Source organism: Alkalihalobacillus sp. TS-13 (assembly GCF_019720915.1).
Classification (GTDB): Bacteria; Bacillota; Bacilli; order Bacillales; family Fictibacillaceae; genus Pseudalkalibacillus.
This window is the reverse complement of the sequence record NZ_JAHKSI010000001.1, coordinates 2,447,882-2,470,468: the sequence shown is the minus strand read 5'-3', so window position 1 is coordinate 2,470,468 and position 22,587 is coordinate 2,447,882. Positions and strand designations below refer to the sequence as shown.

The following is a 22,587-nucleotide window of genomic DNA, read 5'->3' as shown; positions in this document are numbered from 1 at the left end:
AATGAGCATTCAAAAGCTCCATCTGTATCATGTGAATGATCTACATAGCCATCTTGAGCAATGGCCGAGGATCATGGGGTTCTTGAAGAATCAGCAACAGATTCACGAAGAGAAAGATGAACTTTTTTTGCGTTTCGATATTGGAGACCATGCGGATCGTTTTCATCCGATTACAGAAGGAACAGCAGGCCAGGGGAATGTGTTATTGATGAATGAAGCTGATTTTCTAAATGCAACAATCGGTAATAATGAAGGGATCACGTTTTCGAAGGAACAACTGGATCATCTATATGATGAAGCAAACTTTCAAGTGCTCGTTGCGAATTTGAAAGAGAAAAACGGACAGCTGCCGAAATGGGCAAAACCGTACCAAATCCATGCCCTTCAAAACGGCTTGAAAATCGGCGTGGTAGGTGTGACCGCTCCGTATATAGCCTATTACAATCAGCTTGGATGGAAGATTCAGGATCCTTATGAAGCGCTCATAGAGTCCGTAAAACAGATTCGGAACCAGGTCGATATTCTTATATTGCTTTCACACCTTGGATTAGAAGCGGATAAACAGATTTCAACTGAAATGGATGACATTGATATCATATTAGGCGCTCATACGCATCATGTCCTTCCAAATGGTTTACACGCTAACGATACGAGTATCGGGCAGGCAGGAAAATTCGGTGTTTACATCGGTCACATGGAACTTGAATGGAATGAAGACTTAGGAAAAATTGAATATATTAAAGCTCGATGCGTCGACCTGCAGGAGTATGAGGCTGATATGAATAGTGAACAGCTTCTTGCCCAATTGAGTGAACAAGCCAATGAACGTTTATCTGAGGTCGTGACGGAACTAGATCGCCCGCTCGATTTGGAGTGGTTCGGACCTTCTGCTTTTACAAGTTTATTAGCGGAAGCAATCAGAGAATGGTGTGATTCGGAAATCAGCATGATCAATGCAGGATTGTTGCTGGAACCATTAAAAGCAGGACCCGTTACGAAAGGGGATCTCCATCGTGTGTGTCCCCATCCAATCAATCCATGTAAAATCATGCTGAAAGGCGAATATCTGAAAGAAATGATTCATCACGCTATGACCAAGGAATTGGAACACCGCGAAGTCAAAGGACTGGGATTTCGCGGGAAAGTGATGGGACGAATGATTTTCGATGGTGTAGAAATCATGGGGAAAGACATGGCTGATGGCGAGTATCACGTAAAAAGCATTTCAATAAATGGGCAACCTTTGGATTCAGAAAAAATATACGCCATTGGTGCCATTGATATGCTTACATTCGGCCGTTTGCTTCCATCTGTCCATTATGCAGAGGAAAAAATCTTCTACTTACCGGAAATGCTTAGGGATGTCCTTGCTTGGAAGTTAAAAACCTTTGAAAGATAGGCACTACGCCAACACGCTTTGTACTACTATGACATATTGATAGTAGAGAAAAGGAGCGTGAGAAAAGATGATTACGGTCACTCCTATCGAAATCGATGGGCATCTGTTTACAGGCGTGACGGTGGCATTACCGAAAACCAACTTCATGTCAATCAGCAATGACAAAGGATATATCATGTGTGGTGCACTTGATGTTGCGTTGCTGAATGAAAAATTGGCTGAGCGGAAAATAATCGCAGGGCGGGCTGTAGGTGTACGAACCCTCGATCAACTATTGGAAGCTCCGTTAGAGTCCGTTACGTTAGAAGCCGAAGCAATTGGTATCACTAAAGGTACAAGTGGACGTGATGCGCTGCTTAAAATGGCTAAGTCATGATTATGTCCAAATTAATAGCTATACAACCCCCAATCATTGCATACATATAGCAATAGATAGGGGGTATTTTTATGTGGAGAATACGGAGGCGTCCCCGAAAACGACCTCTTCCATTTCAATATGTCTTCATCATATCGTTCATCATATTCACTTTATTGACCGCACAGGCATTGTGGCTTGTAGATAAAGGAATCGAGCCTACACTCATGCAGATTGCAGAAACAGAGACCGCAGATATGGCTCAACTTGCAATCCAAAGTGCTGTTAAAAACAGGATTGTAGATGCCGGTAAAACGGACGGTCTCATCAATGTCACCTTAGATAATGAAGGCAAGGTTGCATTGGTCGGGACCGATCCAAAAGTCGTCAATGAGGTCCAATCTCTCGCAACTGCTAATGTTCAATCTTTGCTTGAACAGATTGAACAAGGAAAAAAGCCGGATTTTGCAAACTTTGCTGGTATTGAAGTCAACAGAGAAGATGAATTTTCTAACGGTATTTTCACTGAAATCCCCTTAGGACGAGCGACGGATAATGCTTTACTTGCCAACCTCGGACCAAATATACCGGTGCGTTTCCGAGTCATCGGAAGTGTGGAATCAAGCTGGCATGAAACAACAGAGAATGCAGGCATCAATACGATTCATTTACGGGGATGGATCGAAGTCATAGTAAGGACCCAAATTGTTGTTCCGTTTGAAACAAAAGAAAGAGTAATTAAAACGAATGTTATGTTAGTTTCTCAATTAATACCTCAGGATGTGCCGTATTACTACCATAAAGGGGATGGCAGCTCAGGTGCTCAGCCAGTCATACCAATCAATCCGCAGGTAGATATCGAAAACAAGAACAATGATGATAATAACCAAGAAAACAGTAATGAAGCAGAAAAGAAAAAAGAAGAGAACACCAATTGAGCTTATACGACTCCTCACAATCCTTGTATTTTTATAGCTAATCCTTTATAATATTTAATGGCGCAAAAATATCATAGACCTTATCATCAGATGAGGTAGTGGAGCAAAGAACATCAGTACAATGATGCGAGAAAGACATCGATGACCATCACTGGAAAGGGTTATTTGCCGAAGCAGTACACTTTTGTCGAAAGGTTTACTGTTGGGGCTGTACCTAATAGGTGTAGCACTGTCACTATCCGGGAAGATTGGATAGTGGAGAACTACGTGATCGATGGGGGATAACTGTTACTTACAAAGGTAACGATAGGTTATTTTCTATCTATCGTTGCCTTTTTTTATTTTATCCATCGATTAATTAATAGGAGGAGAACATTATTCAATGGAAAATACAATTTATTCTTTGATTCCACCGTTACTAGCATTACTTATGGTGGCCTTGACGAGAAAGGTGTTGTTGTCACTTGGGACGGGCATCCTCGTCGGAGCATTCATGCTCAACAACTTTGATATATTGGCGAGTTTCACACAGATCTTCGAAATCGTACGTGATCTTTTCATCACACAGAATGATGCAGGCGCATGGGAAGTGAACACCTGGAATGTATTCATCCTTTTGTTCTTATTAATTCTTGGCATCATGACATCTTTGATTGCGATTGCTGGGGGAAGCCGTGCCTTTGGTGAATGGGCGATTAAAAAGGTGAAGACCCGTGTTGGCGCCCAAATCTTGACGATCGTTCTGGGTATCATCATTTTCATTGACGATTACTTCAATTCTCTAGCAGTTGGTAATGTAAGTCGTCCATTGACGGACCGCCATCGTATTTCTAGAGCAAAGCTTGCGTATTATATCGATTCCACCGCTGCACCTGTCTGTGTCATTTCACCAGTTTCAAGCTGGGGCGCGTATATCATCGGTTTGATTGGTGGTATTCTTGCCACTCATGAAGTAGCTGGAATTGGCGCGCTGGAAGCCTTTGTGAAAATGATTCCGATGAATATTTATGCACTTTCGGCACTGTTGCTTGTGTTTGCAACAGCGTTATGGAATATCAACTTGTTCTCAATGAAGACACATGAAGAAAGGGCGGTCAATGAAGGGCATGTATTAAACCCGGATAACAAAGCGGTGCCCGGTCAGCAGATTGGGTTGCCTGAAAGCGATAAAGGAAAAGTAGGGGATCTGATCTGGCCGATCGTTGCGTTGATTGTTGGGACAGTCGCTGCAATGCTTTATACCGGTGCCCAAGCAACTGAAGGAAATGTCACCTTGCTTTCCATGTTTGAAAATACCGATGTTGCGAAATCACTTGTTTACGGCGGGTTGTTCGGATTAACTGTCACGATCGTTCTTTTCTTGATGAAAAAATTGCCTGGAAAGCATTTCGGAACAGGTATTTGGAAGGGGATCCAATCCATGCTTCCAGCCATCTACATTCTGATTTTTGCGTGGGTGATCATTGCCATCATCGATGAAATCGGCACAGGAAAATATTTAGCTGGGATTGTAGATGACAACATTAATATTGCGTTCCTGCCTGTATTGCTGTTCTTGATCTCTGGAATCATGGCTTTTGCTACAGGTACTTCGTGGGGGACGTTTGGTGTCATGCTTCCGATAGCTGGTGAAATTGCAGCAGCGACTGACATTAGTTATATCCTTCCTGTACTGGCGGCAGTTCTTGCAGGATCCGTTTTCGGTGACCATTGTTCACCAATATCCGATACGACGATCCTTTCATCAACGGGGGCGGGAAGCAATCATATCGATCATGTGATGACCCAATTGCCATATGCGCTATTGGCTGCTGTCATCAGTTCGGTCGGATTCCTTATCATTGGTTTTACACAAAGCGTCACGTTGTCACTGCTGGTATCACTTGTGCTCGTGATCATTGTGGCTTTCATATTGAAGAAGATGAACTTCACAAGTATCGAATCACCGCGAGAACAAAACTAATTGATTTATCTTAAAAAGCTGACTCGAATGGGTCAGCTTTTTTATGAAGAAAAAAGTGTGGACGAAGATGACTATTGGGTCATAAGCAGGTAAAGAGAACACGTGCCTGTTTGGATTCGGCGCTTATTGGACAGGAGAGAATGAAAAGTGCGCGATACTGTCCGAAATCGGTGTGAGTTCTGAAACAAGTAATAATAACACTAATCCAGTCCCTCTCCACGACAATTCTACGGGCAAAATACAAATATATCATAACGGAACACTGAGAAGACACCGAATAACCGAAATACCCATCGAAAAGAATTTATTATGAAAAAAATGTAATAATATGTAGTATATTTATACCAAAACTGCAAATCTTCTATATAGACATTTATCACTAAATTTCTCGAAAATTCTTTGACAGGCCTCTATTAAAACAGCTATACTATAATCGAAATAGTCAGAAAAAACTAAAGTTTTCAACTGTAGACTTTAGTAACAAAACATTAGAGAATGGGGGAGTAATAATGGAGAACAGAGCACAGTGGGGCTCTAGAGCAGGATTTATTTTGGCAGCTGTAGGATCCGCAATCGGCCTCGGAAACATATGGCGATTCCCTGCGGTGGCTTATGACAACGGCGGAGGAGCTTTCTTTATTCCGTATTTGATCGCATTGCTAACTGCCGGGATTCCACTATTAGTATTGGAATTCACCATAGGTCACAAGTACCGGGGGTCTGCACCGCTTACCTATCACCGTATGAATAAAAAGGCTGAATGGATTGGTTGGTGGCAGGTATTCATTTCATTTGTGATTTCTACTTATTATGCAGTCATCATTGCATGGGCCATTTCATATTCGATTTTTGCCTTGAACCTTAAATGGGGCGAGGACACAGAAGGTTTTTTGTTTTCGGAGTACTTGAATCTAAGTGCACCGGGTGAAGTAGGAAGCTTAGTACCAGGGGTATTCATTCCATTATTAATCGTTTGGGTCATTACACTGAGTGTTCTTTTTAAAGGTGTTAAAAAAGGAATTGAAGCAGCAAACAAGATATTCATTCCGGCTCTTGTCATTTTATTCTTGATCATCGTTATTCGGGCAGTCACATTACCAGGCGCTGCGAGCGGTTTAGAAGCTTTCTTTCAACCGAACTTTGATGCGATCTGGGATGGAAAGGTCTGGGTAGCGGCTTATGGTCAAATTTTCTTTAGTTTATCGATTGCATTCGCTATCATGATTACCTATTCGAGTTATCTGCCGAAAAAATCGGATATCACAAACAATGCATTCATTACCGGATTCAGCAACTCAGGATTTGAGCTTTTAGCAGGTATCGGAGTCTTCAGTGCTCTTGGATTCATGGCAGTTGCAGCTAACGTGCCAGTGGATGAAGTTGTCACTGGAGGAGTGGGACTTGCATTCGTTGTCTTCCCACAAATCATTAACCAATTCCCTGCTATGAATGAATTATTCGGATTCTTATTCTTTGCGTCATTAGTCCTTGCGGGTCTATCTTCATTGATTTCAATTGTTGAGACGTATGTGGCTGGTTTCTCTGAGAAATTTGGAACCTCTCGTACAAAAGCAGTGTTTGTCGGTGGAGGACTTGCAGCACTAGTTTCAATCCTGTTTGCAACGCAAGGCGGTTTGTTCTTCCTTGATGCAGCAGATTACTTCATTAACCAATTTGGTGTTGCACTTGTTGGACTGGTAGAAGTCGTAGCGATTGCATGGTTCCTGAGAAAGCTCTCTGTTTTTCAAACTCATGCAAACGAAATTTCGGATATTCGTCTTGGCGGTTGGTGGAAGATCTGTCTGGGCATCATAACGCCGGTCATCCTTGGTTACATGATGTTCCAATTATTCAAACAGAACTTGATGAGGGAATTCCCTACTGATAGTGGGAACTATGAAAACTACTCAGATTTCTTCATTTTTTATTCAGGCTGGTTGGTAGCAATCGGTGCTGTGGTAGTCGGTATCCTATTCTCATTGAAGAAGTGGAACAAAAATACTTCCCTTGATTCAGAAAAGGAGGTTAACTAAATGACTGGTGGAGCAATTACAATGATGGTCATCGGAATGGTTGTCCTTTGGGGAGGTTTAGCTGCAAGCATTGCGAATGCGGTGAAAACGTCCAAGCAAAAATAAAATGTAAGAAGGATGGGCTGGAAGTTATTCAGCTCATCCTTTTTTGTAAATTATTTTTTATTACGGTCTTGACGTTCCCATGCTTTGAGGTAGGGATAAGGGTCGAATGACCATTCGTTATAACCATTGTCACGATACATACCATAATGAAGATGCGGAGGGAATTTACCAGCAGTCCCTGGTGGTCCATATCCAGAGCTCCCAACGTAACCAATCGTTTGGCCCGGCTTGACCACAGAGCCTTTCCCAATTCCTTTTTCGAAACCCTTCAGATGCGCGTAATAATGGTAGACGTTGTTCAAGTCACGAATCCCCACCCGCCATCCTCCAAAACGGTTCCAACCTGCGATTTCTACGATGCCATAAGTCGTTGCTCTTACAGGTACACCGTAATCCGCAAAAATATCGGTTCCTTCATGGATACGAAGTCCACCAAATCCCCGGCGGTCCCCCCATGTGTTACGGAAGCTATAGTTAGCTCTGATCGGAACAGGAAATGCACGCTCATTAAGACTCAAGGTTTGGTACTCACGGTAAACCTTGGCTATTCCCATTATGATGTCGACGGTTTTATCACGATGGTAGTAATCCCACAAACCGATTTTAATGTTTTCTTCATCAAAACCGTATGCCTGCAGATAATGAGCAAATGTATATAACACATCCTCATCATTATTTCGATCTGCTTTTCCATCGTTATTTCCATCAAGCCCTATGCCGCCGAATAATGAAATGGTCGATGCATTCGTATCATCCAAATTTGTGTTTAATGGACCTACCCATTGTATGGGTGAATAGTAAATGCCGATCAACCCTTCTTCTTCTGGAAGGTCTTTTTGGGCACGCCTTATCGATCGTTCATATTGATCGATCGCCCCTAAGTAATACCATGGAATGGAGGTGAGTGCCTCCATTTTATGATAAAGCGCGTAACGCCCAACATCTTCTTTCTGATATGTCTTTTTTGCTTCAGCTATTTCAGTTGTTCCAATGCTTACACCTATTATGAAAATGACTAACAATACAAATTTTTTCATACAGGGAATTCAGTCCTTTCCTGTATCTTTTCATAATGTTAGTTTGTATTGAATTAGGCAAATAATGATTATCAAATGTTGGAAAACAGGACGTATGCACGGATAATGGAACTTGAATCAACAATATGATACAGTAGAAAGGTATTAGATTAACGCATCAGAGTAAGTGTCACTCAATGCCGGAATCTTAAACTAATCCAATATTGGAGTGAGTTAGATGGCGAAAAAAGAAGAACATATTCGAAAGCCCGAATGGCTTAAGATCAAATTAAATACAAATGAAAACTACACTGGTCTTAAAAAGATGATGCGCGAGAAGAACTTACATACGGTTTGTGAAGAAGCGCGTTGCCCAAATATCCACGAGTGTTGGGCGGTTCGTAAAACAGCTACATTCATGATCCTAGGTGATGTATGTACACGTGCTTGCCGTTTTTGTGCTGTCAAGACTGGTTTGCCTAATGAACTGGATTTGAAAGAACCAGAACGTGTTGCTGAATCTGTCAAATTGATGGGACTTAAGCATGCTGTCATCACAGCGGTTGCTCGTGACGATTTGAAGGATGGCGGTTCGGGGGTTTATGCTGAAACGGTACGTGCTGTGCGCCGTGCAAATCCTTTCTGTACAGTTGAGGTACTTCCATCTGACATGATGGGGAAATATGAAAACTTGAAGACCCTTATGGATGCCCGTCCTGACATCTTGAATCATAATATTGAAACTGTTGAAAGATTGACACCAAGGGTCCGTGCACGTGCGACATATGAACGTTCTCTTGAATTCTTGCGTCGGGCGAAAGAAATGCAGCCGGATATTCCGACAAAATCAAGTATTATGGTGGGACTAGGGGAAACGAAGGAAGAGATCATTCAAACGATGGACGACCTTCGTGCTAACAATGTTGATATCATGACAATTGGACAATATCTCCAACCAACAAAAAAGCACTTGAAAGTTCAGAAGTATTATCATCCGGATGAGTTTGCAGAGCTTAAAGAAATCGCGATGTCGAAAGGCTTCAGCCATTGCGAATCTGGTCCATTAGTACGTTCGTCTTACCATGCAGATGAGCAAGTCAACGCAGCATCGAAACAACGTCAACAAGAAGCGAAATAAGTACAAAGTTTAAAGAGGTCGATTCGTGATGAAAGCAAATCCCCACGGGTCGATCTGTTTTTTTTTGTATGATGATTTTTTCATATGATTGGAAAAGGATTTTTGACTCAAATTATTGAAATAAGTGGATTGAGGGGGCAGCTATCTTATCCATAGTGTTTTGATTTGGGTTTTTATACGGTCACAATGGGGCTTTGAAAATTGAGCTTTTCTAAATTCATACCGTCTTAAAGACTCATTTTGTGTAAAGAACTGTTCGAAGTACAGGATGTCCAGTTATGATGCTGCATATTACAAAAAGCCAGACTGTCCTAAAAGAAAAGTGTCAGACTACTCCAAAACAACATGCTGTATCAAATCCATGATTTTTCTTTTAAAATGTTGTTAAGTTTGGAGAGACTCAGACACTTTTTGGACAGCCCTACTTCTCTTATTTCCTTCCTTCTGAGATTCCTTTACCTTCCATTTCGCCGTCTTTGTCAGGATCTGTGTATCCTTGTGGTGATTTTTTCATTTCTTTGATCAGACCATCGATGCTACGTTTAACGTTTGTTGAAGTCTCATCCATATTTTTATAACGTTCAATGTATTCAAATAGGGTTGTATCATCTGAAACATAAACATGGAACCAACGAGGAACAACCGACATCGCAGATCTTTTCACCATATCAGCTGTTCTTTCCCGGTCATCCGTTTCAGCATCGTAAACGATAAGTACTCTGTCGCTTGTTACGAGTGTAGCTGAATCTCTCACAACTCGATTCTGCATGATCATTCTCGAAATGGTATTGGAAAGCTGTTTTTTATCAAGCTGTGGTCCTCCGCCAAAGTTACGGCGGTCATCAGTTGGGCTCTGAATTCGAGTATAGCCGAAGTCATCCGTTGCTTCTTGTGGGGTTTTTCCCGGTGTTCCAGCACGATCTTTAACGTCTAACGTCGGATTCATTCCGTTTCCATTTGCACCGTCGTAATCTCCTTTATCCATTCCGCAAGCAGGTAAGAAAAGCATTGTAAATGTAAGACCAGCAATAATGAATTTTTTCATTCACTGTTCACCTCCTACCTATAGATTTTGCTGTAACTTTTATGGTTATACTGACAGAACTTGTACATCTACCCATAAATCATGATAAAATAAGAGTGTGAATGGAGTGATGAGATTGGTTTGCGTAAACGGAATCAATTATGAGGTCATAGAGGATTTTCGAGATGGATGGAACGAGGAAGAATTTACATCCAGATATAGCGAAATTTTACATAAATATGATTATATCGTAGGGGACTGGGGTTATAACCAGTTACGCTTACGTGGATTTTTCGACGATCAAAATGACAAGGCGAATTATGAAACGAAGTTCAGTACAGTACCTGAGTACCTCTTGGAGTTCTGTAACTTCGGCTGTCCTTATTTTATCTTGAAAAAAATCAAAACGAACGAACCTAAAAAAGAATCGAAAAAACCGTCAAACAAAAGAGAGATGAGCAAAGCAGAAAAAGGGAACTGACGCAATGTCAGTCCCTTTTTTCATAGTCCATATAAGGAGGTTCTTCTTCACGATTAGGATCACTGTGCACTGGGTGAGCACCGGGATATTGTCGTGGGATGTCCTGGTGCATCGTCTTGTTCTCATAATTGAAGGCACTGTAATAACGCTGGTCTTCATCAAATGGCGTCGACTTGCCCAATTTTGCATTGATTGGAGAGCCATAAGCACCCTCCGGTAAGTCCTCAGGTAAGATAAAATTATGCATCGTCTCGACGTTAGAGAAATCCGTATACATTTCATTCTCTTTCCGATAACCTTTTCTTCTTGCCAAAGGACACCACTCCTTCTAGGCTTTGGATAGATGATACTATCCATTATTATATTGCCCTGGAAGCGTGGTTATTACTGAAGCCAAAAGCTTACATTACGTTTGGCATTTTCCATCTGATTTCAGCATCTTTTTAAATAGACTTTGTTCGTTGTTATTGTTGATTTTTACAAATTTCACTCCGATTTTTGTTTTTGTAGATAATTCCCATTTTATGTAGATAAAATTTTCATTTTTGTAGGTACGACCTCTATTTTTAGATGTTGTATGTAAATATTGCTTTGGAAGTCCCAAAAAATAATAATCATTTGGAAATGAGTTTTTCCTAAAGTCCTTTTAGTAAAAATTGTTGTTTTCACAATGCCATTGTATTGGCGTAGAAATATACTCCCTTTCCACGGGCACAAGAAAAGCGGAAGCGACCCGTTTAGTCACGCAGGTCACTGGAGGACTGACGAGGAGGCTCGAACCAAACAAAGACTTGGTTCTGCGTGGGCTAACTCATAAGGATGTCAATCAATGTGTTGCCGCCGCAGAAAGTTTGTAGTGATCCAAGTGCCTGGTCGCTGAGCTAGACATCACTTCCCTGTATTAACCCACTTCCGCAAGCCGCCCCGCTCACTTTTTACAGGGCTTCGACGTTCACCACAAGACCACAGACTTATGTTGCGTCCTTGTAGTTTTGCGCCTAGTAACCGCTGACGCAGGATGTGGTGGCTTTTAGTCGAAGATCCTTTAAAAACTGCGGGGTCTCGCCTGGCTCGCTTTTCCTGCAGGAGGGTCGCAATTTTCGCTTATAATCAACAATTTCCTTTTACAGAGCTGTGTCGTCCTTTTATTCCTCAAACTGAAAAACCACTGGCCGACCAGTGGTTTCCCTATACATTTTATGAAAGGACCTCTTCTTCTAAAAATTCCCGAAGTTCATGTGCATCTTCTTCATTCAAGTTGAACGCATGCTCCAAGTAACCCGGTTCTTCTAAATCGTCCGGCCCGATGATGGCGAAACGTCCTCCCTGGATATCCAAAACAAGCGGTTTTCCATAATGTCGATCCGTTTTCGTAATCGCAAGATCGAATCGTTGATTTTCCCCCATGAAGCTTACAAATCGTGTTTTCGTTTCTTCAACATCATCGTATAAAAAGAATCGTTCAGTCATCTGTATACAACTCCTATTCCATTACTAGGTTCGGCTTGTGATCTAAGTGGTGTTGTGCCTTGATCGAGCGAATCGTTTTTGTCTTGGCTCTCATGACAAGTGAATCTGTTTCGACATAGTCGCCTGAGAGGAATCGGACGCCTTCCAAAAGTTCACCGCTGCTTACTCCTGTTGCTGCAAAGATTGCATCGTCTCCTCGGACAAGGTCATCAAGGTGTAAGTGCTGAGTTGGATCTTCAAGTCCCATGCGCATGCATCGTTCACGTTCTTCATCATTATGTGGAACGAGTCGTGCTTGCATATCTCCGCCAAGGCACTTGATTGCGGCTGCAGAAATGACGCCTTCAGGTGCGCCTCCTGTTCCAATAAAAAGATCGATCCCAGTATTAGGTAGAGCTGCAGCGATGGCGGCACCGACATCCCCGTCTCCGAAAAGTTTGACCCTTGCACCTTTTTGACGGATGCGCTCAACAAGTTCTTCATGTCTAGGCCGTTCCTGGATGATGACGGTGAAATCATGCAGTCGCTTGTCATTCGCCTCTGCAACGACATCGATTATTTTTTCAATCGGGTCTGAAAGGCTTACTTTACCTGCCGCTGCCTTACCGACGACAAGCTTTTCCATATACATATCGGGCGCATGCAATAAGCTGCCACGGTCCGCAATGGCGATGACCGCCATGGCATTCGGATGACCCTTTGCGACAATATTCGTCCCTTCCAAAGGATCTACAGCGATATCGACTTCCGGCCCATGGCCGGTACCGACTTCTTCGCCAATATATAGCATCGGTGCTTCATCAAGTTCACCCTCGCCGATGACGACAGTCCCTTTGAGGTTCACTGAATCAAACATTGCCCTCATGGCTGTAGTAGCAGCATGGTCTGCTTCATTTTTCAAGCCTCGTCCCATCCACTGTGCCGAAGCGATTGCAGCTGACTCTGTTACACGTACAATTTCTAAAGCTAATTCACGATCCATCGTCGTCCCCCTGTTTTTTTATATTTATGCCCTAATAATAAGTCTCCTAGGACAATCATTCGTATGACATATTGCTCTTATTATGATAACAAGGAAATGTCGAATAGAAAAATATTTCATCGAAAGTTAGAATTTTCTAATATTTATGGTACACTAAAATGACTATGGTGCAACCTCTGAGGTGATAAATTTTGCATAATCAACATAAGGATTTGCTTCTATTTTGGAAGCACCTGTTTGCTACGAACCAGAATTTGCGGTTTTTTCCACCACACTTCTGGTTGCGTAATCCTGTAACACCGATCTTAAAAAAATCATACCGCAGCAATCGTACGCATGTCGTCGTTGTGTTCGATGTACAAACCTATAAGCATCAGATTGAACAGTTTGGTTTAACTTATGTCCAACAGTTCGAGAAAGATGTGAGACGGTTATTCAAAAAGGTTGTTTGTGAAACGGCGAAGGATGATGAAATCTTATTTTTGCAGCAATATTGGGGAGATGATATCGTACTGCTTCTTTCCATACAGCAAGATAAAAATGTCATCCATGTAATCGAGAAATACATAGAAAGCATCAAAGCAAATATCAATGAACATTTTTTTGCGTACAAAAAAGAGGACGAGGAAAGCTTCCAAACCGGTTATATGGTTATGGACGCACATACCGATCAACCGTTCCAATCTTTTTTGAATGCTTATCAAAAAGCGCTGGTCATGGCGAAAAAAGGTGTCGGGGCAAAATATAATCATATGGTTCATGTGATTAAAGAAATCATTCAAAAAGAAAATATAACCTTATACTCGCAGCCGATCGTCAATGTCCATGAATTAGACGTGATGGCCTGGGAGGTATTGACCAGAGGTCCGGAAAACACGGTCTATGAACATCCCTTACAGCTATTCAGTATGGCGAGGCAGACAAATATGCTCTATCCATTAGAAATGCTGGTTATTAAAAAAGCCCTCCAAAAAATGAGGGGAGGGGATGCGATTTTCATCAATGTCACACCGCAAACGATCGCGCATGAACATTTTATCGATGATGTGGATGACATTTTACAAGACCATGAACATATTGATCCCTCCCAAATTGTTTTTGAGATTACAGAGAGTGAATCGGTTCAACGCTATACACATCTTACGCAGACGATCGATCATCTTCACAAACGAAAAATTAGAATTGCCTTGGATGATACTGGGGCTGGTTATGCGAGTTTAAACTCGATTTCTTTCCTGCGCCCTGATATTATAAAAGTAGATCGTTCATTGATTGAAAACATCAATGGAAATAAGCTGAAAGAGTCTATGCTGCAAGGGCTGATCCATATTGCAAGGGAAGCGAATGCACAAGTTGTAGCAGAAGGGATCGAGACAGCGGAAGAAGCATCCGTCATGAAACGCAATGGTGTTCATATGGTGCAAGGTTTCTTTTACGCTCGTCCAAGATTGATTCCAACTCCGTCAGCGGGTTAATGCTTTCAGAAGTCAGGTGATAGGATGTATTTTGTCGATCGGAAAAAGATTGAAGAACTGTTGCGTTTTATGAACCAGCGTCTTGATGTGCTCGGAACGGAAGAGTTTGGTGAAACGATGAAAGATCAGATGGCGTTAGAGCGTCTTGGACATATGGTGATTGAAACCATCATAGATGTTGGAAATAAGATGATTGATGGCTTTATCATGCGTGACCCAGGAAGTTACGAGGACATCATTGACATTTTAGAGGATGAAAAAGTGGTCCCTGGTGAAAATGCGGTAGGGTTGAAACAAGTGCTCGCCCTGCGTAAAATGCTTGTACAGACTTATACGGAAGTCGATCATAACCATATAGAGGATGTACTAAAGGTAAATGTGAAAGCATTGTATGCCTTTCCGGAGCAAATTCGGACCTATTTGACAGAAGAACTGGGTCCTGTATCGGCATTTTTACCAGAAGAGGAATAACATCATGATCTAAGCTGCCTGCGAAAGGCGGCTTTTTTTGTGGATCTGAAATATGTTGGGGTAGGAGAAAAAACACAAGCTTTGGAATGTAACTAGTGAACTTTAACATGTTTTTTGCAAGAGTCAGAAAGTTTCAGCGACTTTTAATCAAAATGAACGAAATAATAAAGCGGAAAATCAAGAAAACACCCTGATTAACCCACATAAGCCTAAAGGTATTCTAATAAGTCTAAAAAATTTTAGATAGGTCTGAAAATTTCCAAATAAGTCTAGAAACATACTATATTTGTCTAAAAAGTTCTCCGTAAGTCTAAAAATTAAAGAGGGGATATTCCATCAGCAATTCGTCAGATGACATTTCAACGGCTATTCCGTGGTATCCTACACTTAATACGAAAATTAATTGTATTTGAGGAAGTGGAATAACATGAAATATGAAGGCTATTTGATTGATTTGGATGGTACGATGTACAAAGGGAAAGAAGGGATTGCAGAAGCTGTAGAATTTGTGAAGAAGCTTGAAAGAGAAGGCATCCCATACTTGTTCATCACGAATAATTCGGCGAGCACTCGTCAACAAGTTACAGACAAGCTTTTAAACTTCGGTGTTCCTGTAACGCCAGAGCATGTCTTTACATCATCTATGGCTACTGCCGAATATATGAAACAGGATCAACAAGGGAATCGTGTATATATGATTGGAGAAGAGGGCCTTCGAGCTGCAATGGAAGGCAATGGATTTATAATTGTAGAAAACGATGCTGATTATGTCGTTATGGGGATCGATCGTAGTCTTACCTATCAAAAATTGGAGCAGGCATGTCTGGAAGTGAGAAATGGTGCACGTTTTCTATCGACCAATAAAGACGTAGCTTTTCCGACTGATCGCGGCCTTGTTCCGGGGAATGGGGCTTTGACTTCTGTTGTTGCTGTTTCTACTGGTATCGGGCCGACCTTTATTGGAAAGCCCGAACCGATCATCATGGACCTGGCGATGACAAAGATGGGCTTGCCGAAAGAGAAAATACTTATGGTCGGGGATAACTATTTGACTGATATTTTAGCGGGAATGCGTGCAGGAGTCGATACACTTTTGGTCTATACTGGAGTCACGACCAGTGTCGAGGACCTCCCGCCTAAAGAAAGACCAACGCATACGATCGAATCCTTGCATTTATGGGATATCCAATTATAAGGAAGGCTTGCAAAGGGGAGTCCATTACTCCGTATTTGCGGCTCTATGTGCCAATCGGCTCGAGGCAGCAGCTGCTATTGCGCCGACGATATCATCTAAGAACGTATTGCATTTTCCAGTCGTTTTATCATTTAGCACACGTAAAATACCAGGTTTCTGTTTGTCGATATAACCATAATTTGTAAATCCGATGGATCCATATATGTTCACAATGGAAAGGGCGATGACTTCATCAACGCCATATAGTCCTTCATCTTTTTTGAGAATATCGAGTAAAGGTTCTTCCAGCTTATTATTTTCAGCTAATACATCGAGTTGGATTCCGGTTAAAATCGCATTTTGTACTTCACGCTTGGCAAGTACCCGATCCACATTATATTTACAGGTTTCAATATCGAGATCCGTATGATATTGGCTTTGCAGTATATATACGAGTTCTGCTATATCGCTTTCGGTGACTCCGCGATCCCGCAGCCATTTACGGGCTTTAACCTCGAGGTCGCTTTGTTTTTCTGGTTTGTTTTCGTCCATAGTCTAATCCCCAATCTTAGATTTGTTCGTTATCAGTTCCAACCTTATTGATGTCAATGCTCTACCAAGTTTTCTTAGTATATGGTGTTTAGGTTATGTTATGAACAAATTCAAAAATTGCGAGTAAAAGATAAACACTCCACCCATCTGTTTCATAAACTATTTATACATGGGAGGGGAGTGAAAGCATTTGTTAGAGCGCGAAATATATCACCACTATAATTTATATGTCGATCATCGAACTCGTATTGGGGGATATGAGGGATTTCGTGCACATGATCGCTATTATGTGTTGGTACCGATGATGGATGGGAATTACCTGATGTTGCAGGATATGCAAACCATCATGAATTATTTAAATCAAAAGGGAGAAAAGGATTTGCCTGCCTGGGTGACGAACCAAAGGGGAAGAGTGGTTTCTAGAGTCGAAGGCCAGGATATGATTCTCTTTGAACTCCCGAAGTTCGAACGGTCGGAACGTGGATCGATCGGTCAACAGTTAGGAAAATTCCATAAGGCCGGCGAAAAGTTTCCGGTGATGAATGAAGAACTGATCCGATACAACCAGTGGGTCGAGCTATGGACATCCCGGCTTGATCAATTGAAAGAGAGTTACCACTCAATCAGTCAAAATGGACCATCGAGTGAGTTCGACCTTCTATTTTACGAATCGTTTCCTTACTATGAAGGATTGACGGAAAATGCGATTCAATATATTGTCGATTATGAGTATGATCGGAATGGAAAAGAAGAAGGGACGTATACGATCACCCATGAACGATTCCATTCAGGGTCCTGGGTTCCGATAAAACAAAACGATAATCTATTCATGAAGTTGCCTCTTAATCTGGTTGTGGATCATCCTGTTCGTGATGTTGCAGAATATGTACGTCATCTTGTCACCCAACAAGCGAAAGGCGATGTTATTTCCGAGTTCCTCAATGATTATACAGAGGAAAAGCCATTAACTAGAGGAGGATGGCGCCTTTTATATGGTCGTTTATTATATCCAGCCACGTACTTTGATGTTGTGGAAACTTATTATAATGCGACCAGATCTCATGAGAGAGAGGGCTTAGTGAATCATCTCAAGTATGTCTTATCACTTGAGGAAAATCACGAATCCTTCATGAAGAATTTCTTTAATATCAGTGGACTTCCACGGGATATCGTCCAATTTGAGCCAGTTGGATGGTTGTCGAAGTCGTAAGAGCAGGAGGGGGCTTTCACGTAAGTGTGTTGACAAGTGAGAAGCTTGTAAAGCACTTATTATTAGCGCCTTCCGATACATATAGACCAATTAATCAAGGAGAGTGGAACGAAAATGGACAACCCTTCTGTTTTCATTACTAGGAAAGTACCTGAAGATACAATTGCACCGTTGCGTGAGGTAGCAGATGTGAAAATGTGGGATTATGAAGACACCCCCGTACCGAGAGACATTTTATTAGAGGAAGCAGAAACGGCAACAGCCCTTTATACAATCCTTTCTGATGGAATCGATCGTGAATTGTTTGAGCGGGCAAAGCATTTGAAAGTCGTCGGAAACCTTGCTGTCGGTTATGATAACGTGGATGTCGGGGCAGCTACCGAACACGGTGTTGTTGTTTGTAACACACCGGATGTATTGACCGATACGACGGCAGATCTCGCATTCGCCCTCTTGATGGCCGCTGCTCGCCGGATACCAGAAGCCGAGCAATATATCAAAGAGGGAAAATGGGGAAATTGGAGCCCGTTGTTATTAGCAGGCCAGGATATTCATCATAAAACCCTCGGGATCGTCGGCATGGGCAGGATCGGTGAATCAGTAGCAAAAAGGGCTACCGGTTTTGAGATGGAGATTTTATATCATAATCGATCTCGTAATGAAAAAGCAGAAAAGGAACTGGGAGCAACATACGCCTTGTTTGACGAAATTCTGGAACGTGCAGATTTTGTTCTGAATTTGACGCCGTTGACTTCCGAAACAAAAGGCATGTTTAATCGGAACGTTTTCAGCAAAATGAAAAAGAATGCGATTTTTCTCAACGTGGGTAGAGGAGGTGCCGTCGTTGAAGAAGATCTTGTGGCGGCGATCAAACAGGGAGACATTGCTGGTGCTGGATTAGATGTGTTTCAGAAAGAACCGATTCCTGAAGATCATCCGTTGGTGCAATTGCCAAATGTCGTCTGCCTGCCGCATATCGGGAGCGCAAGTGTGGAAACAAGGAAAGCGATGTGCAGCTTGACAGCGCGGAATATCAGGAACGTCTTGAGTGGAGAAAGGCCCGAAGCTGCAGTGAATTGGGATGAAATCAAATAGAAAGGGTCTTTTAGTATAGATTCTCTTGTAACTACTTGGAAATATATTCGCTTTCGTGGACGAAAAGCGGAAGCGCCCCGATGAGTCACTTAGGTCACTGGAAAAACTGACGAGGAGGCCGCCGCAGAAAGTTTGAAGTAATCCAAATGACTGGTCGCTGAGCTAGACAACACTTCCCTGCATTAACCCACATCCGCAAGCCTCCTCACTTGCAGGATCTGAACACAAAAATGATATTATTTTCGTATCTGCGATAAGAATTCTTAGAAGCTTACCTTATGCTGGCTTCGACTATCAAATTATTATCGTTCATTTGCAACAAACTTTTAGAAAATAGTCAATAGAAAAAAGAGCGGATCTCGATGGTCCGCTCTTCCAATTTATAACACGATTGCTCAGCATGGCGACAAAAAGTCCAGCTTCGTCACATTTTTAAAATACTTGTTCTAATTCCGTTACCCCAGGTACTTCTTCAAGCAATGCACGCTCGATACCTGCTTTCAATGTAATCGTTGAACTTGGGCAGCTTCCGCATGCTCCCATCAATCGAACCTTTACAATCCCGTCTTCGATATCTACTAGCTCAACGTCCCCACCATCACGAAGCAGGAAAGGTCGTAATTTATCAAGTACCTCTTCGACTTGTTCACGCATAATATCTACCCCTTTCTTATTCTTTATTATAATCATTTTTATGAAAAAATGCTATTGTAAAAAGCTGTTTACCTCTATTATTTATCTTATCACATAATAAAAGCGTATGAAATAAGACGTAGGAAGGTTTTTAGCTTAATCTGAATGTTGCTATTACTTTTCTCAATTACCTGAACCTAAATAATAATCAATATGAAAAATTTCCTTGTCAAAAAGTGTGAATAAAAGAGAAGCTGTCCCTTATGAAAGTGGCAGGCACTTATGGGACAGCCCCAATTGAAGCTTTAGTTCGTGTGATATTTGTACATCCATAGGATTCCGGATTTCAGAAGTCGTGGAACTCGGCCGGTAAGGGCGGTTCCTTTCATCATGCCGAAACCGTGCTTTTTCCCAAGTGAACCGAGAACACCTTTCAACTTGATTTTAGGGAGATCCTCAAGCGGTTCATCCTTCCAAAGTTTCAACAGCACCTCAACGATTTGATCTCCTTGTCCTTCAGCAAGCTGAGCACTTGGTGCATGAGGGAGGCTTGCGCAATCACCTACGACAAAAACATGGGGGTCGTCTGGGAGATGGTGATGAGGGGATAAGACTATGCGTCCAGACTCGTCTTTTTCAACATCCAGTTCCCGTACAACCCGGTTCGGCTGGATCCCTGCAGTCCAAACAATCGCGTCACAAGGAATCACTTCATCGTTGTTATACAGCATGTTCGGCTCAACACGTGTAATATTGGATTTGTTGACGACCTCGACGCCATGATCGATAAACCACTTTTGTACATAATTACTTAGTCGCTTCGGAAAAGCGGAAAGAATCGTTTCACCGCGGTCGAATAACTTGATCGATAAATCAGGGCGGCTTTCACGGAGTTCACTTGCCAGTTCCACTCCGCTCAAACCAGCACCTACGATACCGACAATAGCCTTTGGCGGCAGGTTATTCAACTTCTGATAAGTTTCACGTGATTTATCAATGGTCTGGATGCTTAACGTATGCTCAGGTGCACCTGGGACCCCGTGATACTTGTCTTCGCAGCCCAGACCGATGATCAAATCATCATATTCTAGAGGTTCGTCATTCTCGAAATTGATTTTCTTATTGTCCAGGTCGATGTCTTCAACCTCTCCATATTTGACGATGACGCGTGAATCCTCTGGGAAGCTCACTCGTATGTGATGATCGGAAACGGTACCGGCAGCAAGCGCGTAATATTCCGTTTTTAGACAATGATATGGTAGACGATCCACCAAGGTAATTTGTATGTCTTCTGGAAGATCGGAATCAAGTAATCCGTGGATTATCTTCATACCACCATATCCAGCACCTAAGATGACAAGCTTTTTCATTCTGTCATTTCCCCTTTTTTCGTAAAATCCTTGTATGCTGACTTCCAATAATGTCATGACCCGATGAATCAAAGCATCCTTCGTGTCGTCGGTGTGTGATGTCGACAAAACATAATGGAAATGGCTATTGCAAACATGAGCACAAGTAGTCAAATCGATTTGTGAACTCAACTCACCTCTTATGCTTCCTCTATTTAAAATCGTCATCCAATACTTGATCAAAGGGCTTTCATTGGTAATGACTGTCGCCCAGAGATCCCTCGTAAAATCCGAATCAAGATCGTAGTACGTTAAAAGATGACGGACCAATACTTCCATTTGCTTTTGGAAGGGTTGTGAAAGAATATACCCTTTTCCTAAGAAAATACTCAGTGTGTGTAAGCGTTCTTCGGCAAAATGCTGCATTAAATCCTCTTTTGAAGGGAAATAATTGAAAAAAGTACCTTTTGCAATGTTTGCTCTTTCGGTTATTTCCTTGACGCTTGTATGAGCATATCCTTTTTCATAGAAAAGTTCCAACGCAGCTTTGACGATATTTTCTTCAGTGAAAGTTCGTTTTTTGTGACGGTTCACTTCAAGCTGCATCTCCTTTTTACACATTGAAAAAACTGAAGTGTTTTTTCTCAGTTCTATCAATAAATGACCGTGGTCATCTGTAGTATAACGAAATTGTGATAAATCTACAATAATCATATGTAAAATAATGTTGTTAAGTCAGGTATGTTGACGGAAAACAGTGTAAGGATGTAGGATAAGAATGGAAAGAAAGGTGGTTGAAAATGAGACCAATCATCGAATTCTGCGTAAGCAATTTGGCTAATGGATCCCAACAAGCAAGAGAAATTCTTGAACGTGATCCGAACCTCGATGTAATTGAATATGGTTGTCTCGGAAACTGTGGACAATGCTTTCGATCACCGTACGCTTTAGTGAACGGTGAATATGTTCCTGGTGAAACACCTGAGGAACTTGTCGACAACGTTTATCAATATTTAGAAGAAAACCCAATGTTCTAAGGATCGTATAGATAAACCGGAAAAGATCTCTTCTCATTTGAAGAGGTCTTTTCTTTATGGTTCTAACCCTTTTAACAAAATGGGAAATTCACTCCTTTTCCGCGGGCAAACGAAAAGTGGAAGCGCCCCAATTTAGTCACGTAGATTACTGGAAAGCCGACGAGGAGGCTCGAACCAAACAAAGAATTGGTTCTGCGTGGGCTCACTCATAAAGATATCAATCAATGTGTCGACCGCCGCAGGAAGTTTGAAGTGATCCAAATGACTGGTCGCTGAGCTAGACATCACTTCCCTGCATTAACCCACTTCCGCAAGCCTCCTCACTTCAGGATAAGGAAAGCTTCTTAGAATTCTCAGCGCGGACACGAAAATGATTTCATTTATTTGTGTTGATATAAGAAACCTGTAAAAGAGTGCAGGGTCCCGCCTGGCTCACTTTTCCCGCAGAGTGTCGCGAATTCCCCTTAAAGTCAAAACCTATCTTTTATAAGTATTATAGCAAGACTAAAGAAGAGAAGTTTTACGAAATAGTATGGATAGTTATGGACAAGAGGGGGAATATACATAAAAAAGAAGGTCTATGAAAATTTTGGAGTACGTGGAACAATTCTGAAAATAAAATTAACCCTTGTAATTTTGTCGAATTCTGTTACATTATTAATGTTGAAACGTTAGAGGTCAGACAAC

Annotated in this window: 21 protein-coding genes, 2 pseudogenes and 1 riboswitch; of the genes and pseudogenes, 14 read left to right on the top strand and 9 right to left on the bottom strand. The window is 41.8% G+C overall.

The window, feature by feature from the left end; genetic code table 11:
* Position 1: 1 nt before the first annotated feature.
* The 6 genes from KOL94_RS12080 (at position 2) to KOL94_RS12055 (ending at position 6,793) form a co-directional block, all read left to right on the top strand.
* On the top strand, positions 2–1,399 hold the full coding sequence (locus KOL94_RS12080; protein WP_221566665.1) for a bifunctional metallophosphatase/5'-nucleotidase: 1,398 nt from the start codon (positions 2–4) through the stop codon (positions 1,397–1,399).
* Positions 1,400–1,466: 67 nt separating this feature from the next.
* On the top strand, positions 1,467–1,775 hold the full coding sequence (locus tag KOL94_RS12075; RefSeq protein ID WP_221566664.1) for a YunC family protein: 309 nt from the start codon (positions 1,467–1,469) through the stop codon (positions 1,773–1,775).
* A gap of 71 nt (positions 1,776–1,846) precedes the next feature.
* Positions 1,847–2,692 carry a sporulation protein YunB gene (yunB, locus tag KOL94_RS12070; protein WP_221566663.1) on the top strand — a complete coding sequence of 282 codons (846 nt, stop codon included), beginning with the start codon at positions 1,847–1,849 and terminating at the stop codon, positions 2,690–2,692.
* Positions 2,693–2,780: 88 nt separating this feature from the next.
* Positions 2,781–2,966, top strand: a riboswitch (Lysine riboswitch).
* 108 nt (positions 2,967–3,074) lie between these two features.
* Positions 3,075–4,655: a Na+/H+ antiporter NhaC family protein gene (locus KOL94_RS12065; RefSeq protein WP_221566662.1), complete on the top strand. Its 1,581-nt coding sequence runs from the start codon at positions 3,075–3,077 to the stop codon at positions 4,653–4,655.
* A gap of 509 nt (positions 4,656–5,164) precedes the next feature.
* Complete coding sequence (locus KOL94_RS12060) at positions 5,165–6,688, top strand: sodium-dependent transporter (RefSeq protein ID WP_221566661.1); 1,524 nt, start codon at positions 5,165–5,167, stop codon at positions 6,686–6,688.
* Positions 6,689–6,793: a methionine/alanine import family NSS transporter small subunit gene (locus tag KOL94_RS12055; protein WP_221566660.1), complete on the top strand. Its 105-nt coding sequence runs from the start codon at positions 6,689–6,691 to the stop codon at positions 6,791–6,793.
* A gap of 50 nt (positions 6,794–6,843) precedes the next feature.
* Here the strand turns inward: KOL94_RS12055 and KOL94_RS12050 are convergent, their stop codons facing one another.
* Entirely contained in the window at positions 6,844–7,830 is a 987-nt protein-coding gene (locus KOL94_RS12050; protein WP_221566659.1) for a M23 family metallopeptidase, read from the bottom strand.
* A gap of 217 nt (positions 7,831–8,047) precedes the next feature.
* Here KOL94_RS12050 and lipA point away from each other — a divergent pair, with 217 nt between their 5' ends.
* On the top strand, positions 8,048–8,947 hold the full coding sequence (lipA, locus tag KOL94_RS12045; protein ID WP_221566658.1) for a lipoyl synthase: 900 nt from the start codon (positions 8,048–8,050) through the stop codon (positions 8,945–8,947).
* A 430-nt stretch (positions 8,948–9,377) separates the two neighbouring features.
* Here lipA and KOL94_RS12040 read toward each other — a convergent pair whose 3' ends face one another.
* Positions 9,378–9,992 (bottom strand): YhcN/YlaJ family sporulation lipoprotein, encoded by a 615-nt coding sequence (locus tag KOL94_RS12040; RefSeq protein ID WP_221566657.1) that lies wholly within the window; start codon positions 9,990–9,992, stop codon positions 9,378–9,380.
* Positions 9,993–10,107: 115 nt separating this feature from the next.
* Here KOL94_RS12040 and KOL94_RS12035 point away from each other — a divergent pair.
* Positions 10,108–10,377, top strand: a pseudogene (locus tag KOL94_RS12035) (YutD family protein); the annotation flags it as partial.
* A gap of 82 nt (positions 10,378–10,459) precedes the next feature.
* On the opposite strand, the gene KOL94_RS12030 reads toward KOL94_RS12035, so the two are convergent.
* The 3 genes from KOL94_RS12030 to glpX all read right to left on the bottom strand — a co-directional run bounded on the left by KOL94_RS12030 (position 10,460) and on the right by glpX (position 12,904).
* On the bottom strand, positions 10,460–10,729 hold the full coding sequence (locus tag KOL94_RS12030; protein WP_221567694.1) for a hypothetical protein: 270 nt from the start codon (positions 10,727–10,729) through the stop codon (positions 10,460–10,462).
* Between the two features lie 920 nt (positions 10,730–11,649).
* Positions 11,650–11,922: a DUF3055 domain-containing protein gene (locus KOL94_RS12025; protein ID WP_221566656.1), complete on the bottom strand. Its 273-nt coding sequence runs from the start codon at positions 11,920–11,922 to the stop codon at positions 11,650–11,652.
* Positions 11,923–11,935: 13 nt separating this feature from the next.
* Positions 11,936–12,904 carry a class II fructose-bisphosphatase gene (glpX, locus tag KOL94_RS12020; RefSeq protein ID WP_221566655.1) on the bottom strand — a complete coding sequence of 323 codons (969 nt, stop codon included), beginning with the start codon at positions 12,902–12,904 and terminating at the stop codon, positions 11,936–11,938.
* Positions 12,905–13,095: 191 nt separating this feature from the next.
* Between glpX and KOL94_RS12015 the strand changes: the two genes are divergently transcribed.
* From KOL94_RS12015 to KOL94_RS12005, 3 genes are all read left to right on the top strand, one after another.
* Entirely contained in the window at positions 13,096–14,379 is a 1,284-nt protein-coding gene (locus KOL94_RS12015; protein WP_221566654.1) for an EAL domain-containing protein, read from the top strand.
* Between the two features lie 24 nt (positions 14,380–14,403).
* Positions 14,404–14,850 (top strand): DUF86 domain-containing protein, encoded by a 447-nt coding sequence (locus tag KOL94_RS12010; protein ID WP_221566653.1) that lies wholly within the window; start codon positions 14,404–14,406, stop codon positions 14,848–14,850.
* Between the two features lie 427 nt (positions 14,851–15,277).
* Complete coding sequence (locus tag KOL94_RS12005; RefSeq protein WP_221566652.1) at positions 15,278–16,045, top strand: TIGR01457 family HAD-type hydrolase; 768 nt, start codon at positions 15,278–15,280, stop codon at positions 16,043–16,045.
* Between the two features lie 24 nt (positions 16,046–16,069).
* Here the strand turns inward: KOL94_RS12005 and KOL94_RS12000 are convergent, their stop codons facing one another.
* Entirely contained in the window at positions 16,070–16,576 is a 507-nt protein-coding gene (locus KOL94_RS12000) for a phosphatidylglycerophosphatase A family protein (RefSeq protein ID WP_221566651.1), read from the bottom strand.
* A 190-nt stretch (positions 16,577–16,766) separates the two neighbouring features.
* On the opposite strand from KOL94_RS12000, the gene yutH reads away from it, so the two are divergent.
* The gene (gene yutH / locus KOL94_RS11995; protein ID WP_221566650.1) at positions 16,767–17,786 is read left to right on the top strand and encodes a spore coat putative kinase YutH; all 1,020 of its coding nucleotides are present in this window, start codon (positions 16,767–16,769) and stop codon (positions 17,784–17,786) included.
* 114 nt (positions 17,787–17,900) lie between these two features.
* On the top strand, positions 17,901–18,881 hold the full coding sequence (locus KOL94_RS11990) for a 2-hydroxyacid dehydrogenase (protein WP_221566649.1): 981 nt from the start codon (positions 17,901–17,903) through the stop codon (positions 18,879–18,881).
* Positions 18,882–19,313: 432 nt separating this feature from the next.
* Here KOL94_RS11990 and KOL94_RS11985 read toward each other — a convergent pair whose 3' ends face one another.
* From KOL94_RS11985 to KOL94_RS25255, 3 genes and pseudogenes are all read right to left on the bottom strand, one after another.
* Positions 19,314–19,535: a NifU family protein gene (locus tag KOL94_RS11985; RefSeq protein ID WP_221566648.1), complete on the bottom strand. Its 222-nt coding sequence runs from the start codon at positions 19,533–19,535 to the stop codon at positions 19,314–19,316.
* A gap of 284 nt (positions 19,536–19,819) precedes the next feature.
* Positions 19,820–20,884: an NAD(P)/FAD-dependent oxidoreductase gene (locus KOL94_RS25260; RefSeq protein WP_260412433.1), complete on the bottom strand. Its 1,065-nt coding sequence runs from the start codon at positions 20,882–20,884 to the stop codon at positions 19,820–19,822.
* A 411-nt stretch (positions 20,885–21,295) separates the two neighbouring features.
* Positions 21,296–21,469 (bottom strand): annotated as a pseudogene (locus KOL94_RS25255) (TetR/AcrR family transcriptional regulator); the annotation flags it as partial.
* Positions 21,470–21,663: 194 nt separating this feature from the next.
* Between KOL94_RS25255 and KOL94_RS11975 the strand changes: the two are divergent.
* On the top strand, positions 21,664–21,900 hold the full coding sequence (locus KOL94_RS11975; RefSeq protein ID WP_221566647.1) for a YuzB family protein: 237 nt from the start codon (positions 21,664–21,666) through the stop codon (positions 21,898–21,900).
* Positions 21,901–22,587: the final 687 nt, after the last annotated feature.

Coding starts and splice junctions, on each gene's coding strand:
- KOL94_RS12080 (WP_221566665.1), top strand. CDS start 2: ATGAGCATTCAAAAGCTCCATCTGTATCATGTGAATGATCTACATAGC.
- KOL94_RS12075 (WP_221566664.1), top strand. CDS start 1,467: ATGATTACGGTCACTCCTATCGAAATCGATGGGCATCTGTTTACAGGC.
- yunB (WP_221566663.1), top strand. CDS start 1,847: ATGTGGAGAATACGGAGGCGTCCCCGAAAACGACCTCTTCCATTTCAA.
- KOL94_RS12065 (WP_221566662.1), top strand. CDS start 3,075: ATGGAAAATACAATTTATTCTTTGATTCCACCGTTACTAGCATTACTT.
- KOL94_RS12060 (WP_221566661.1), top strand. CDS start 5,165: ATGGAGAACAGAGCACAGTGGGGCTCTAGAGCAGGATTTATTTTGGCA.
- KOL94_RS12055 (WP_221566660.1), top strand. CDS start 6,689: ATGACTGGTGGAGCAATTACAATGATGGTCATCGGAATGGTTGTCCTT.
- KOL94_RS12050 (WP_221566659.1), bottom strand. CDS start 7,830: ATGAAAAAATTTGTATTGTTAGTCATTTTCATAATAGGTGTAAGCATT.
- lipA (WP_221566658.1), top strand. CDS start 8,048: ATGGCGAAAAAAGAAGAACATATTCGAAAGCCCGAATGGCTTAAGATC.
- KOL94_RS12040 (WP_221566657.1), bottom strand. CDS start 9,992: ATGAAAAAATTCATTATTGCTGGTCTTACATTTACAATGCTTTTCTTA.
- KOL94_RS12030 (WP_221567694.1), bottom strand. CDS start 10,729: ATGTATACGGATTTCTCTAACGTCGAGACGATGCATAATTTTATCTTA.
- KOL94_RS12025 (WP_221566656.1), bottom strand. CDS start 11,922: ATGACTGAACGATTCTTTTTATACGATGATGTTGAAGAAACGAAAACA.
- glpX (WP_221566655.1), bottom strand. CDS start 12,904: ATGGATCGTGAATTAGCTTTAGAAATTGTACGTGTAACAGAGTCAGCT.
- KOL94_RS12010 (WP_221566653.1), top strand. CDS start 14,404: ATGTATTTTGTCGATCGGAAAAAGATTGAAGAACTGTTGCGTTTTATG.
- KOL94_RS12005 (WP_221566652.1), top strand. CDS start 15,278: ATGAAATATGAAGGCTATTTGATTGATTTGGATGGTACGATGTACAAA.
- KOL94_RS12000 (WP_221566651.1), bottom strand. CDS start 16,576: ATGGACGAAAACAAACCAGAAAAACAAAGCGACCTCGAGGTTAAAGCC.
- KOL94_RS11990 (WP_221566649.1), top strand. CDS start 17,901: ATGGACAACCCTTCTGTTTTCATTACTAGGAAAGTACCTGAAGATACA.
- KOL94_RS11985 (WP_221566648.1), bottom strand. CDS start 19,535: ATGCGTGAACAAGTCGAAGAGGTACTTGATAAATTACGACCTTTCCTG.
- KOL94_RS25260 (WP_260412433.1), bottom strand. CDS start 20,884: ATGAAAAAGCTTGTCATCTTAGGTGCTGGATATGGTGGTATGAAGATA.
- KOL94_RS11975 (WP_221566647.1), top strand. CDS start 21,664: ATGAGACCAATCATCGAATTCTGCGTAAGCAATTTGGCTAATGGATCC.